This window comes from Streptomyces sp. SCA2-17 (assembly GCF_044336695.1).
The window spans coordinates 1,394,386-1,408,220 of the sequence record NZ_CP117521.1 but is presented as its reverse complement, the minus strand read 5'-3'; the positions used below and the strand labels follow the sequence as shown (position 1 = coordinate 1,408,220).

The window sequence follows — 13,835 nt, the reverse complement described above, 5'->3', positions numbered from 1 at the left end:
CCGCGGCGCGGCCCTACTGGGAGCCGCGCCAGTCCGCCCCGGAGACGATCAGGCCCGCGGCCATCGTCCCGGACATCCCGGCGTGGGCCAGCCCCCCGCCGGGGTGGGCGAAACCGCCCGCGAGGTACAAGCCGGACAGCGGCGTCGCGTTGGCCGTGCGGAGGAAGGCGCCCCCGCCGCCGGCCAGCACCGGCGCCGGAACGCCCCCGCCCTCGGCGCCCGTCGCCCGCTCCGTGTCCGCGGGCGTGCGGACCTCGTGCCACAGCAGCCGGTCCCGCAGGCCCGGCAACAAGCCCTCCGCCGCGTCCAGCACGCGCTCCGCGAAACCGGCCGCCGCCTCGCCGTCCCAGTCCACCCGGCCGTGCGGGGCGACCGTGGCGGTCAGCGTGACGGCCTCGTGGCCATCATCCGGGCGGACGTCCGGATCGTCCGGGCGCAGCACCGTCACCGTCGGCCGGTAGTGCGGCGCGGCGGGGCCGCTCGCGCCCTCGCCGAAGACGCCCGCCAACTCCGCTTCGCGGTCCGGGGCGTGGACCACGGTGCGGTGGGCGGCACCCGCGGCCCGCGCCCCGCGCAGCGCGAGGAAGACCGTGAACCGGCCGGGCGGCACGGGCGGGCCCGGCCGGACGGCGGGCCCGCAGGCCGCCGGCGCGATCCGCCGCAGCACGCCGGGCGAGACGCCGGCGACCACCGTGTCCGCCTCGTCCACGCGGCCGTCCGCCAGCTCCACGCCCGCCGCGCGGCCGTCCTTCTCGACGACGGCCACGACCTCCGCGCCGAACACGAACTCCACCCGGCGCTTGCGGCACCGCTCGTACACGGCGTCCGCCAGGCCGCGCATGCCGCCGCGCACGTACCAGCTGCCGAAGGTCTGCTCCATGTACGGCAGCACCGCCGCGCTCGCCGGGGCGGTCCGCGGATCCAGCCCGTACGCCAGCGCGTGGCTCTCCAACAGGGCCGCCAGCCGCGGGTCCTTCAGCTCCCGCTCGGCGACGGCGGCCAGCACGGGCGGGGTGCTCCGCCGGAACAGGCCGCGCTTGCGCAGCCCCGGGTAGGGGTCGTGGCCCAGGGCCTCCAGATACTCCGGGTCGGCGAGCAGCGGCTCCTCCAGCAGCGGCCGGCGCGTGGCGTCCCACACCACGCGCGCCCGGTTCACCAGCTCGCTCCAGCGCTCGCCCGCACCCGGGCCCACAGCTTCGTCCAGCGCCTGGACCACACCGGCCCGGGACGCGTTCGGCAGCGCCACGGAGGTGCCGTCGGCGAAGACGTGCGCGCTCGCCGGGTCGACCTGGACCACGTCCAGGCTCTGCTCCAGCGACTCCTTGCCCGTCTTCACGAACAGGTCGCGGTAGACGGCGGGCAGGTGCAGCAGCCCCGGCCCCGTGTCGAAGGCGAAGCCGTCCCGCGTCATCCGCCCGACGCCTCCGCCGTGCGTCGCCGCGCGCTCGTACACCGTCACCCGGTGGCCCGCGACGGCCAGCCGGGCAGCGGCCGCCATCGCGCCCATCCCGGCGCCGATCACCGCAATCCGTGCCATGGGCACGACTGTATCCGGGGCGCGGGCGGGGGGCTGAACGCCCAGGGCTGAGTACCCGTACTCAGAGGAGGAGATGAGTAGGTGCACGGATGGGCCGCGGCCCGCCGGGCGGAAGAGTGGTGCTCACGGAAGGGGCGCGGCGCCGGCACCGCCGGCACGGGGCTGCGGAACGGCGCGGCACCCCCGACGTGACCGGGGGGCGGGGGCCCCTTGCGGGGGGCTCGGGGGAGCTACGGGGGAACGCGGGCGCGGTGCAGGCCGAGGGGGATCGGCCCGCACCGCGTCTGCCTTTCGGCGGACAGGGGTACGTACGGGTTCCGGCTCGCCGCTTATTCCGCCGGACCCTCGCCGCGCGGGTTGCGCGCCGTTGCGGCGGGCATCTTTGTGCGGCGGGCACGTTCCCTCCGCTGCGGCGGAAAGAGTCTTCGGTCGCAACGGCGGTCTGATGCGGCGCCGCCGGGCGTATGCGTTCCGCCGCAGCGGCGAGGTGCCACCACGGCGCATCCCGGCGGTGCCGAAGCCGTCGTGCCCCGCCCGTGCCGGACCGGCCGCAAGGCCCGAAGGGCTAGCCGGCGACCCCGTTCAGGCGGCCCTGGAGCAGGCGCGACAGCGCCGCGTGCACGTCGTCCACCGAACGCTCCGGCTGGAACGACTGCCAGTCCAGCGCGGCCACCAGCACCATGCCGAACACCGCCGACGCCGTCAGCGGAATGTCCGTCTCCGAGACCGGGCCGCCGTCGCCCTCCGCGGCCGCCTCCCGTAACACCGACTCGATCACCTCGACCGCCTGCTGCCGCACCCGCGTCAGCGTCGGCTGCCAGACCCGGTTGGTCCGCCACAGCTCGGCGACGTAGAGCTGGGCCAGCGACGGGTGGCGGGCGACGAAGTCCAGCCCGGCGCGGATCATCGCGTCCAGCGCGGCGGCCCGGCCGCCGCCCCGCTCGGCCGCCTCCTCGGCCGCGGCCCGCAGCGATCCGGTCAGCAGCTCCATCCCGTGCCGCAGCAGCTCCTCGAACAGATCGGTCTTGCTCGCGAAGTTGTAGTAGACGGTGCCCTTGGCCACCCCGGCCCGTTCCGCTATCTCGTCCACGGTGGTGGAGGAGAAGCCCTGTTCGGCGATGAGGGTCACCGCGGCGGCGAAGAGCTTCCGCCGGGTGTTCTGACGGCGCGTGCTGCTGCTGTCCATGGAGTGATTCTCCCTGCCCGCGCAGCCGCCCCCGCGCCCGCGTCAACCCCGGGTGGCCGCACGGGTATTCGTGCAGGCCACACCCTCCGCGGCGGGCCCCCGGCAGGGCCCCGCGGCGCGCTCGGCCACCGCGTCGGCCGCCGCCCGGGCCGGGCGCATTAGGCTGGGGCGGACACTTCCGTCCGCCGATCCACCGCCGAGGAGCCATCCGCCGTGTCAGACCCGCTGCGCCCCCGGGCCTCCCTGCGTACCGCCGTGGTCTGGGAGGTCCTGCGCGACGCCCTGGACCGCCGGGTGAAGGCCGCCGCCCCGGCCGGCGGCGTGCTGGAGGTGCTCGACACCGGCGGCGGCTCCGGCAAGTTCGCGGTGCCGCTGGCCGGCCTCGGCCACCGGGTCACCGTCGTCGACCCCAGCCCCAACGCCCTCTTCGCGCTGGAGCGCCGGGCCGCCGAGGCCGGCGTCGCCGAGCGGGTCCGCGGCGTCCAGGGCGACACCACCGGCCTGTTCGACGTGGTGGAGCGCGGCTCCTACGACGTCGTCCTCTGCCACGGCGTCCTGGAGTACGTGGACGACCCCGCCCAGGGCGTGCGCAACGTGATCGAGGCGCTGCGCCCCGCGGGCACCCTGAGCCTGCTGGCCGCGGGCCTGGGCGGCGCGGTCCTCGCCCGCGCGCTCGCCGGGCACTTCACCGAGGCCCGCCAGGTCCTCTCCGACCCCGCCGGCCACTGGGGCGCCGGCGACCCCGTGCCGCGCCGGTTCACCGCCGAGCAGCTCTCGGGGCTCGTCGCCGCCGAGGGCCTGGAGGTCGGCTCCGTGCACGGCGTCCGGGTCTTCGCCGACCTGGTGCCCGGCGTGCTGCTCGACGCCGAGCCCGGGGCGCGGGAGGCGCTCGCGCAGCTGGAGGCGGCCGCGGCCGCGCTGCCGGCCTTCCACTCCGTGGCGACCCAACTGCACGTCCTGGCCGAGCGTGGCTGACTGCGCGCTGTAGGTCACAGGCCACCCGATCAGCCGGTTCGCCCCGTATGATCGGGGGGCACCGTCCGGCATGGCCGATCGGCGAACCGGGAATGTACGTCCCGATGCCACCGATCGCCACACGGACATCGGTGGGCGGATTGGCGCAGAGGGGCGGGTTTCACGGGGGCGATTCCCTGCCTATCCTGAAAGGGTCGCACCCGGTCGCCCCCCGCGACCGACGAGTAGGAGGACTCCGTGCCGCTCTCGGAGCACGAGCAGCGCATGCTCGAGCAGATGGAGCGAGCGCTGTACGCCGAAGATCCCAAGTTCGCGACAGCGCTCGAGGGCAGCGGCCTGCGCACGTACACCCGGCGACGGGTCTACCAGGCGGTCGCCGGGTTTCTGGTGGGTATCGCGCTCTTGATGACCGGCGTCATGATTCAGGGGCAGTACTGGATCAGTGTGGTCGGCTTTCTCGTCATGCTGGGCTGCGCGGCCCTGGCCGTCACGGGCTGGCGCAAGGCGCCGCGGGCCGGTGCACAGCAGGGGGCGGGCCCGGTGGGGCAGCCGGGCGGCCGTGGCCCGATGCGCCCGCGCCGCAGCATGATGGACCGCATCGAGCAGCGCTGGCAGCGCCGCCGCGACGAACAGGGCCACTGAGCCCTCGCAGTCCTTCTTTACCGTCCTTCTTCGCACACAGTCTCTTCCATGGCGTGGGGTCGGGAGCAGGTCTCCTGACCCCACGCCATATCCGTCTCCCGTGCGTGCCGTTCAGGCGGCCGCCGACCGGCGCCGCGCGAGACTCCGCAGCCGGGAGAAACCCCACAGCAGCCGGGCGGACGAGCGCGGCAGCAGGACGGCGCGCAGCCGGGCGCCCCGGCCAGCGGCGGCGTGCAGCCCGGCCCGTACGCACGCGACGTCCTCCGCGAGCCCCGGCGCCGGCAGGGGCCGGGGCGCGTACAGCACCTGCTCGACCGCGGCGGCCACCCGGCCCGCGGACTCGGCGGCGGCCCCCTGGAGGGCGCCGGCGCTGACGATGCGGGCGGCGGCGCCGCGCGGCGAACGGGAGTCGTCGGGCGGAATGCCGTAGTCCCAGGCGGAGTCCGTCAGTTCGCGCCAGGCGGCCAGCGTGTGCTCGGCGGCCACGGCATCCGCGAGGGCGTCCGCGGCAGCCCCCGGACCGGGCGCCGTGCCCGGCCCGCCGAGCCTGCGGGCGCGCACCCGCCTGCGCCACAGCATCGGCAGCAGGGGCAGCCCCAGGACGGCCAGCGCGGCCGCCGCGACGCCCGCCACCGTGCCCGCCGACGGGCCGCCGGAGGCCGGTCCGGAGCCCTCGACCGGTGCGGCGGGGGAGCGGCACTCGCCGAGCTTCTTCTGCGCGGGCGGGCAGGCGTCCGTGTCCCTCGGTGCCGACGGGGGGACGACCGTACGGTCCGGGAGCCGGTCCGGCCCGCCGCCGGGCTCGGCGCCCGGCGAGGGCTCCGCGACGGTGTAGTCGGGGGTCGTGCCGCGGCTGGGCGTCGGCTCGAAGCGCGTCCAGCCGATGCCCTCGAAGTACAGCTCGGGCCAGGCGTGGGCGTCCTTGGAGCCGACCGACACCGAGCCGTCCGCCATGGGGGTGCCCGGCATGAAGCCGACCGCCACGCGCGCGGGGATGCCCAGGGTGCGGGCCATCGCCGCCATCGAGAAGGAGAAGTGGATGCAGAAGCCCCGCTTGGCCTTCAGGAACCGGGCGACGGCGTCGGCACCGGTGCCCGACGCGACCTGCGTGTCGTACTGGAAGCCGCCGCCGACGGAGAACCAGTCCTGGAGCATGACCGCCTGCTGGTAGGCGTTGGCCGAGCCCGCCGTCACCTTCCGGGCCGTCTGCGCCACCACCGCGGGCAGCGACGACGGCACCTGGGTGTAGGCGCGCAGGATCTCCTCCGGCGGCGCGGGCGCCCCGGCGAGCTGGGCGGCGGTGGGCTCCACTTGCAGGCTGGAGACCTGGTAGCGGATTCCCTTGGTGGTCTGGCCGCGCTCGCCCTCCAGGACGCGCCCCTCCGGTTCGTAGCGCCAGCGGCCGTCGGCGCGGACCTCCTCGGCGGGGTAGGGCAGCGGCAGGTAGTTCTGGGCGTAGCCGTCGGAGGCCGTGAGCGAGGTCTCGACCCGCGAGGTGCGGACCCCGGCGGCGAGCCCCGCCGGGGCGGGCAGGACCGGCGGCAGCTCCGCGAGGGGCCGCTCGGTGGTCCGCCAGGCGGCGCCGTCGAAGCGGTCGAGGGCGACGATGCGCAGGTACAGGTCGCGGGTGTTCTCGGCGGAGGAGCGCAGGCGCAGCAGCTCGCGGTTCTCCGGCTGGTTGAGGCTGTCCTGGAGGGCCACGAGCGGCTTGACGGACGTCGTGCCGCCGGGGCCGGAGCCCGGAGCGGCGCCCCGCCCCGCGGGCTCGAAGAGCCCGCCCTGCATCGAGGGCAGCGCGGCCGGCACGGCCAGGGCGATGCCGAGGGCCAGCGCCCCGATGCGCCGGCCCGTGCGGAGCCGGGCGAGGCGGCCGCCGCTCGCCGTGGCGGGCCCCGGGGCCGGAGGGGCCGTCCGGCCGCCGCTGAGGACGCGGCCCCACTGGCCGAGCCGCTCCCGCCCCTCGGCCAGGAGCAGCAGCAGATAGCCGCTCGCCGCCGCCAGGAACCACAGCCAGCCGCGGCCGTCTTGCCCGAGCCCGGCGGCCACCGAGTACAGCGCGAGGAGGGGCAGGCCGGCGGGGGCGGCGCTGCGGTACGTCACCGCCACGGCGTCCACCGCCAGGCCGACGACCAGCACGCCGCCGACGAGCAGCAGCCGGATGCCGGCCGTCGCCGGCGCGGGGATCGCGTACCGCCCGACGTCCTCGGCGCCCTCCTGCACCAGCTGCCCGAACTCGTGGAAGGCCTCCGGGCCCGGCAGCAGCCCGGCGACCGCCTGGCCGCCCGCGAAGCCCACGGTGAGCAGCAGCAGCCCGGTCAGCGCCTGCACGGCCACGGTCACCGGCCTGGCCAGGGGCACGCGGCGGGCGAGGACGCCGGCCGTGCTCTGCAAGGCCAGCAGGAAGGCGGCTTGCAGTATCCACGTGGTCTTGTCGACCAGCGGGAGCATCGTGCAGGAGGCGGCGAGCGTGGCCACCGCGGCGCTCGCCGTCAGGCGTGCCTGCCCCGTCACGGCCGGCCTCCCGCCGCGCCCGCCCCGAAGGGGCCGGGGAACGGCGCGGGCGCCTCGGGGCCCGGCCCGCCGGCCAGCCGCCACAGCTCGGGCAGCGAGGCCCCGGGACCGGCCGGCAGCGCCGTCCAGCCCGCGTCGCGCAGCGCCCGCAGCGGCTGCTCGGCCGCGCCGCGCGCCCGGGGATCCGGATCCCCGCGCCAGGCGGCGGGGTCCAGGACGAAGGCGACGGCCGCGCCGCCGCGCCCGCGCATCCGGGCGGCCAGGGCCGTCTGCTCCTCGTCCAGCCCGCCGAGGAAGGCCACGAGCAGGCCGCCCTCTCCGCCGCGCAGGGCGGCGAGCGCGCCGGAGAGGCACGTGCCCTCCGAGTGCTCCACGGCCGCGAGGGTCTCCAGCATCAGGCCCGCCGCCTCCGCCGGGTTGTGCGGCGAGGAGCCGCGGCCACCGGGGGACGCGCTGCCGGTGTCGGTGAGGAGCCGCACGGAGAAGCCCTGCCCCAGCAGGTGCACCGCGACGGAGGCGGCCCCCGAGACGGCCCACTCGAAGGGCGCGCCCGGGCCCCCGCCCTCGTAGGCGGGACGGCGGGTGTCCAGCAGGACCGTGCAGCGGGCCCGCCGCGGCTGCTCCTCGCGGCGCACCATGAGCTCGCCGTGGCGGGCGGTCGCGCGCCAGTGGACCCGGCGCAGGTCGTCGCCGTGGCGGTAGCCGCGGGGGATGACGTCGTCCTCGCCGGCCAGGGCGGGGGAGCGGCGCAGGCCGTCGCCGTGGCCGGGGCTCGCGCCGCCCGGGCGCACCGGGGGCAGCGGCTCGGTGTGCGGCACGACGGTCAGCGTGTCGTACGCGCTGAAGCCGCGGGTCAGCTCGCACATGCCGAAGGGGTCCGTCAGCCGCAGTTGCAGCGGGCCCAGGGGATAGCGGCCGCGCAGGTCGGAGCGGACGCGGTAGGAGACCTCGCGCCGGCCGCCGGGCTCGATCCGGTCCAGCACGAAGCGGGGGCGCGGGCCCAGCACGTAGGGCACCCGGTCCTGGAGCATCAGCAGGCCGGTGGGGATCCGGGAGACGTTCTCGATCCGCAGGTGGACCCGGGTGTCGGCCGTGACGGGGATCCGCGCGGGCGTGAGCCGGCGGCTGCCCGTGACGCGGTGGCGGGTGCGGTGCAGCACCACCACGCACAGCAGGGGCAGCACGGCCAGTAACAGCCCGACCCGCAGCAGGTCGGCCTGGCCGAGCACGTAGGAGCAGACGGTGGCCGCGATGCCGGCCGCCAGGAAGGAGCGCCCCCGGGTGGTCAGCCCGCCCAGCGCCGCCCGCAGGCCGCTGCCGCCCCCGTCCCGCTGACCGGGGCCGGGTTGCCCGGGGCTCGTGCCGTCCCCCGGGCCCGTCACAGCCGCCGCGCCTGCCGCCACGCCTGCGCCGACGGGTCCGGCACGGGGGTGCGCTGGAGGATGTCGAGGACGGCCGCCTCGGCGCTGCGCCGGCCCAGCTGGGCCTGGGCCGTGGGCAGCAGCCGGTGGGCGAGGACGGCCACCGCGAGCGCCTGGACGTCGTCCGGGAGGACGAACTCGCGGCCCGCGAGGGCGGCCGCGGCCCGGGCGGCCCGCACCAGGTGCAGCGTCGCCCGCGGTGACGCGCCGAGTCTGAGGTCGGGGTGGTGGCGGGTGGCGGTGACGAGGTCCACCGCATAGCGCCGCACGGCTTCGGCGACGTGGACCGTGCGGACCGCCTCGACGAGCTTGACGATCTCGTGGGCGTGGGCGACCGGCTGGAGGTCGTCCAGCGGGGGGACGACCCCGTGCACGTCCAGCATCCGCAGCTCCGCCTCGGGGCTGGGATAGCCCATGGAGACCCGCGCCATGAAGCGGTCGCGCTGGGCCTCGGGCAGCGGGTACGTGCCCTCCATCTCGACGGGGTTCTGCGTGGCCACCACCATGAAGGGGCTCGGCAGCTCGTAGGTGTGCCCGTCGACGGTGACCTGCCGCTCCTCCATGGACTCCAGCAGCGCCGACTGCGTCTTGGGCGAGGCGCGGTTGATCTCGTCGCCGATGACGATCTGGGCGAAGACCGCGCCCGGCTTGAAGTCGAAGTCGCGCCGCTGCTGGTCGAAGACGCTCACGCCCGTGATGTCCGACGGGAGGAGGTCGGGCGTGAACTGGATGCGCCGCACCGAGCAGTCGATCGACCGGGCCAGGGCCTTGGCGAGCATCGTCTTGCCCACGCCCGGCACGTCCTCGATCAGCAGATGGCCCTCGGCCAGCAGCACTGTCAGCGAGAGCCGTACGACCTCCGGCTTGCCCTCGATCACGCCCTCGACCGCCCTGCGGATCCGCTCCGCGGTGGCGGTCAGACTGCTCAGGCTGGCTCGCTCGTCATAGGTCGTCACCCGGCCCTCCTCGGCCCGTCCTGCGGGCTTGCGGTCCATGGGTCACGGACCGGCACCCGCCCCCGGAATACGGACACCGCGCCCCGCGCGTCACACGGGGGCGGCGTCCACTCCGCATTCTGGCCGCCCGCGCGGCGCCGCGTCACCGCCTGTGGACAATCAGTGCTGCGGGTCGATCTCCCGCAGCAGGCCGGTCGTCACATCGAAGATGAAACCCCGGACGTCGTCGGTGTGGGGCAGGAACGGCGAGGTCCGGACGCGCTGCATGGACTGCCGGACATCCTGCTCCAAGTCCTTGAAGGCCTCCACCGCCCACGCCGGGCGCTGCCCGACCTCGGCCTCGATCTCGTGGCGGAAGTCCTCGGTCAGGGTGAGCAGGCCGCAGCCCGTGTGGTGGATGAGGACCACGGAGCGGGTGCCGAGCGCGCGCTGGCTGATGGTCAGCGAGCGGATGATGTCGTCGGTGACGACGCCGCCCGCGTTGCGGATGGTGTGGCAGTCGCCGAGCTCCAGGCCCAGCGCCGCGTGCAGGTCGAGCCTGGCGTCCATGCAGGCGACGACGGCGACCTTGAGGACGGGACGCGCGTCCATGCCCGGGTCGGTGAAGTGGGAGGCGTACTCGGCGTTGGCCTGAACCAGGCGGTCCGTGACCGTGGACTGCCGGGTGCTCTCGGGGCTCTGGGGCGCCGGCTGGGACGCGGGTATCGACATATGAACGACGGTAGTCGGCACCGCGGCCCCAAGCCCGTTACGGAGACCACAAAATCCTGCCCATAACCTTGCCTGTGAGGTAAGCCACACGGGTGGCGGCCCCCCTGCCGTCCGGGTGAACGGTGCCGTTCCCGCCAACATCACGAGCGCCGGACGGCCGCGCCGCGCCCGGGCCGGGACGCGCTGGCCGGTTGGTTGACCGGGGGGACGAGTGGACTAAAGTGGCGCGAAGTGGGAGGCCTGACGCTCCCCCTGGACACCGAAAACCCGCACGTGCGCGACGCGGACGCACCCCTCGGCCTCCTCCCGCTCCCCGGTCGCCCGGCGCCCCTTCCCCGGTGCCGGGCAGGCCGCTTCCCCTTGGAGCGGGTGGGGACCCGGGGATACGGACGCCCGCGCGCCCGGGCACCCCGAACTCAGAAGGGCGCATGAGCAGCAACGCGCGACACGTCCCCGTCATGCTCCAGCGCTGCCTGGACATGCTCGCTCCCGCTCTCACCGAGCCCGGCGCCGTCGTCGTCGACTGCACCCTGGGCGCCGGCGGGCACAGCGAAGCGCTGCTCAAGACCTTCCCCGAGGCCCGGCTCGTCGCGCTCGACCGCGACCCCACCGCCCTGGCGCTCGCCGGCGAGCGACTCAAGCCGTACGGAGAGCGCGCCACGCTCGTGCGGGCCGTCTACCACGAGCTGCCCGAGGTGCTGGGGCGGCTCGGCATCCCGAAGGTCCAGGGAGTCCTCTTCGACCTCGGCGTCTCCTCCATGCAACTGGACGAGGCCGACCGCGGCTTCGCCTACGCGCAGGACGCCCCGCTGGACATGCGCATGGACCAGACGACCGGCATCAGCGCGGCCGAGGTCCTCAACACGTACGCCCCCGGCGACCTCGTGCGCATCCTGCGCGCCTACGGCGAGGAGAAGCAGGCCCGCCGGATCGTCGAGGCCGTCGTCCGCGAGCGCGCCAAGGAGCCGTTCACCAACAGCGCCCGGCTCGTGGACGTCATCCGCGAGGCCCTGCCCCAGGCCGCCAAGCGGCACGGCGGCAACCCCGCCAAGCGCACGTTCCAGGCCCTGCGCATCGAGGTCAACGCCGAGCTCGCGAGCGTCGAGGCGGCCATCCCCGCCGCCGTCGCGGCCCTCGCCGTCGGCGGCCGCATCGCCGTGCTGTCCTACCAGTCCCTGGAGGACCGCATCGTCAAGCAGGTGTTCGCCGCCGGCGCCGCCACCACCGCGCCGCCCGGCCTGCCCGTCGTCCCCGAGCGCTACCAGCCCCGCCTGAAGCTGCTCACCCGCGGCGCCGAACTGCCCACCGAGGAAGAGGTCGCCGAGAACCGGCGGGCCGCCCCCGCGCGGCTGCGCGGCGCCGAACGCATCCGCGAGGACATCCGGTGAGCCCGGCAGCCCGCCGGGGCACCCGGCTGGGCCGCCTGGTGGGTCCCGTCGGAGCCAGGCGCACCCCCTTCGTCCTCCTCGTGGTGGTGCTGCTCGGCTCCGGCCTGATCTCCCTGCTCCTGCTCAACTCCGCCCTCAACCAGGGCTCCTTCGAACTCTCCCGCCTCCAGCGCAAGACCACCGAGCTCACCGACGAGCAGCAGGCCCTCCAGCAGGAGGTCGACCAGCTCGCCGCCCCCGACGCCCTGGAGCGCCGCGCCCGCGAGCTCGGCATGGTCCCCGGCGGCAACCCCGCCTTCCTCAGCCCTGACGGCACGGTCCGCGGCCAGCCGTCCCCGGCCGGCGACGGCACGGTGGCCTACCACGTGCCCGCCCCCGCCGGCCCCGGTCCGCGGCCCGCCCTCCTGCCCGCGCCCCGCCCGGCACCCGTGCGCGCGCCGGCCGCCGCCCCCGTACCGCCCCCTGCCGGTGCGCCCGCCCGCCCCGTACCGCCGCCGGCCCCCGCGCCGGCCCTCGTGCCCGCTCCCCAGGCAGTGCCGACCACCCCGACCTCCGGCAGGTGACGCTGTGCCGCAGAACCCCGGGGCCCGGCCCCCCAGGCAGCCCGGTCCGGCCCGCCGCCGCGTCCCCGAGCCGGCCCGCCCCCCGGCCCGCCCCGCGCGGCTGAAGGCCGCCGCCGACCGGCCCCTGCGGCTCGGCAGCCCCCGGCCGCGGCTGCGCATGGTCGGCTTCGGCCTCACGCTCGTCCTGCTCGTCTTCACCGTCCGGCTGCTCCAGGTGCAGGCCTTCGACGCGAGTGCCTACGCGGCCCGCGCCAACGTCAACCGGTACATTCCGGTCACTCTGGCCGCCGAGCGGGGCACCGTCACCGACCGCTCAGGGGTCGACCTCGCCACCACCGTCGACGCGTACGACATCACCGCCGCGCCCGACCTGCTGACCCCCGAGCGCATCAAGACCGCGGGCGCGGCGCGCCGGGCCGCGGCCCTGCTCGCCCCCGTGCTCGGCGAGCGCCCCGCCGTCCTGGAGCAGAAGCTCACCGCCAACCCCAAGTCCAAGTACGTCGTCCTCGCCCGCCGGCAGCCCCCCAAGGTCTGGAACAGGATCAAGGAGCTCAAGAAGGCGGCCGCCGCCCGCGCACAGCGCAAGGAGGGCGCCGACGTCCTCGCCGGGGTCAACAGAGAACCGCACAGCAAGCGCGTCTACCCCAACGGCGGCCTCGCGGCCGGGATACTGGGCTTCGTGAACGCGGAGGGCCGCGGGGGCGGCGGCATCGAGGCCCAGTTCGACCGCGTCCTGGCGGGCCAGGACGGCAAGCTCGTCTACGCCCAGTCCGGCGGCCGCCAGGTGCCCACCGGCGACGTCAAGGAACAGCCCGCCGTGCCCGGCTCCGACATCGAGCTGACCATCGACCGGGACATCCAGTGGGCCGCCCAGAACGCCATCGCCCAGCAGGTGCAGGAGTCCGCCGCCGACCGCGGCTACGTCGTCGTCCAGGACAACCGCACCGGCGAGATCCTCGCCATGGCCAACGCCCCCGGCTACGACCCCAACGACCTCGCGCACGCCGACAGCGACGCCCTCGGCAACGCCGCCCTCCAGGACGCCTACGAGCCCGGCAGCGTCAGCAAGGTCATGACCATGGCCGCGGTCCTGGAAGAGGGCGCGGCCACGCCCGGGACCCACGTCGAGGTGCCCAACCGGCTGCCGCGCGCCGACCGCTCCTTCGCCGACGACGTCGACCACCCCACCTGGCACCTGACGCTCAACGGCGTGCTCGCCAAGTCCAGCAACATCGGCACGATCCTCGCCGCCGAGCAGCTCGGCAAGGACCAGGGCCGGGCCAACCAGGTCCTCCACTCGTACCTGCGGAAGTTCGGCATCGGCGAGCCCACCGGCCTGGGCTTCCCGGGCGAGACGCCCGGCATCCTCGCCCCGCCGGCCCAGTGGCAGGGCTCCCGGCAGTACACCATCCCCTTCGGCCAGGGACTCTCGCTCAACGCCGTCCAGGCCGCCTCCGTGTACTCCACGATCGCCAACGGCGGCGAGCGCATCCGGCCCACCCTCGTGCGCGGCACCAAGGGCCCCGACGGCCGCTTCACCCCCGCCCCCGTCCCCGAGCGCACCCGCGTCATCAGCGACCGCACCGCCCGGGAGCTCGCCACGATGCTGGAGTCCGTCGTCGACGACCGCGAGGGCACCGGCACCAAGGCCAAGATCCCCGGCTACCGCGTCGCGGGGAAGACCGGCACGTCCAACCGGGTGGACCCGCGCACCGGCCGCTACCACGGCTACACCGCCTCCTTCGCCGGTTTCGCCCCCGCCGACCAGCCGCGCCTCACCGTCTACTGCGCCATCCAGAACCCCACCAAGGGCAGTTACTTCGGCGGCCAGATCTGCGGCCCCGTCTACAAGCAGGTGATGGAGTTCGCCCTGAAGACCCTGCAAGTCCCCCCGTCCGGCACCCAGCCGCCCCGGCTGCCGGTGAGCTACGACGACGAGTGAGCC

General features: G+C 75.8%; 11 protein-coding genes. 5 read left to right on the top strand and 6 right to left on the bottom strand.

Annotated features, from left to right (window positions below; genetic code table 11):
- Positions 1-13 precede the first annotated feature (13 nt).
- Both PS271_RS06255 and PS271_RS06250 read right to left on the bottom strand, forming a co-directional pair.
- Positions 14-1,537, bottom strand: a complete 1,524-nt coding sequence (locus tag PS271_RS06255) for a phytoene desaturase family protein (protein ID WP_398380807.1) — start codon at positions 1,535-1,537, stop codon at positions 14-16.
- Between the two features lie 565 nt (positions 1,538-2,102).
- Complete coding sequence (locus tag PS271_RS06250; RefSeq protein WP_398380805.1) at positions 2,103-2,723, bottom strand: TetR/AcrR family transcriptional regulator; 621 nt, start codon at positions 2,721-2,723, stop codon at positions 2,103-2,105.
- Between the two features lie 213 nt (positions 2,724-2,936).
- Here PS271_RS06250 and PS271_RS06245 point away from each other — a divergent pair, with 213 nt between their 5' ends.
- Together PS271_RS06245 and PS271_RS06240 are read left to right on the top strand one after the other, a co-directional pair.
- A complete protein-coding gene (locus PS271_RS06245) occupies positions 2,937-3,698 on the top strand; it encodes a methyltransferase (RefSeq protein ID WP_398380803.1) in 762 nt (253 codons plus the stop codon).
- Positions 3,699-3,935: 237 nt separating this feature from the next.
- Positions 3,936-4,340, top strand: a complete 405-nt coding sequence (locus tag PS271_RS06240) for an SCO2097 family morphological protein (RefSeq protein ID WP_398380801.1) — start codon at positions 3,936-3,938, stop codon at positions 4,338-4,340.
- A 111-nt stretch (positions 4,341-4,451) separates the two neighbouring features.
- Here PS271_RS06240 and PS271_RS06235 read toward each other — a convergent pair whose 3' ends face one another.
- From PS271_RS06235 to PS271_RS06220, 4 genes are all read right to left on the bottom strand, one after another.
- Complete coding sequence (locus PS271_RS06235) at positions 4,452-6,851, bottom strand: transglutaminase TgpA family protein (protein WP_398380800.1); 2,400 nt, start codon at positions 6,849-6,851, stop codon at positions 4,452-4,454.
- A complete protein-coding gene (locus PS271_RS06230) occupies positions 6,848-8,233 on the bottom strand; it encodes a DUF58 domain-containing protein (protein ID WP_398380799.1) in 1,386 nt (461 codons plus the stop codon). Before PS271_RS06230 ends, PS271_RS06235 begins: the two co-directional genes overlap by 4 nt.
- Complete coding sequence (locus PS271_RS06225) at positions 8,230-9,228, bottom strand: AAA family ATPase (protein WP_398380798.1); 999 nt, start codon at positions 9,226-9,228, stop codon at positions 8,230-8,232. Before PS271_RS06225 ends, PS271_RS06230 begins: the two co-directional genes overlap by 4 nt.
- Before the next feature lie 159 nt (positions 9,229-9,387).
- Complete coding sequence (locus tag PS271_RS06220) at positions 9,388-9,939, bottom strand: beta-class carbonic anhydrase (protein ID WP_398380797.1); 552 nt, start codon at positions 9,937-9,939, stop codon at positions 9,388-9,390.
- A 428-nt stretch (positions 9,940-10,367) separates the two neighbouring features.
- On the opposite strand from PS271_RS06220, the gene rsmH reads away from it, so the two are divergent.
- The 3 genes from rsmH to PS271_RS06205 are packed head-to-tail and all read left to right on the top strand — an operon-like array spanning position 10,368 to position 13,832.
- Complete coding sequence (gene rsmH / locus PS271_RS06215) at positions 10,368-11,327, top strand: 16S rRNA (cytosine(1402)-N(4))-methyltransferase RsmH (protein WP_398380796.1); 960 nt, start codon at positions 10,368-10,370, stop codon at positions 11,325-11,327.
- Positions 11,324-11,890 (top strand): cell division protein FtsL, encoded by a 567-nt coding sequence (ftsL, locus tag PS271_RS06210; RefSeq protein WP_398380795.1) that lies wholly within the window; start codon positions 11,324-11,326, stop codon positions 11,888-11,890. Before rsmH ends, ftsL begins: the two co-directional genes overlap by 4 nt.
- A 4-nt stretch (positions 11,891-11,894) precedes the next feature.
- Positions 11,895-13,832 carry a peptidoglycan D,D-transpeptidase FtsI family protein gene (locus PS271_RS06205; protein WP_398380793.1) on the top strand — a complete coding sequence of 646 codons (1,938 nt, stop codon included), beginning with the start codon at positions 11,895-11,897 and terminating at the stop codon, positions 13,830-13,832.
- The last annotated feature ends 3 nt before the right edge of the window (positions 13,833-13,835 follow it).

What these genes read in the sequence shown, in the direction of transcription:
- rsmH (WP_398380796.1), top strand. Translation starts at nt 10,368, where the DNA reads ATGAGCAGCAACGCGCGACACGTCCCCGTCATGCTCCAGCGCTGCCTG.
- PS271_RS06220 (WP_398380797.1), bottom strand. Translation starts at nt 9,939, where the DNA reads ATGTCGATACCCGCGTCCCAGCCGGCGCCCCAGAGCCCCGAGAGCACC.
- PS271_RS06255 (WP_398380807.1), bottom strand. Translation starts at nt 1,537, where the DNA reads ATGGCACGGATTGCGGTGATCGGCGCCGGGATGGGCGCGATGGCGGCC.
- PS271_RS06250 (WP_398380805.1), bottom strand. Translation starts at nt 2,723, where the DNA reads ATGGACAGCAGCAGCACGCGCCGTCAGAACACCCGGCGGAAGCTCTTC.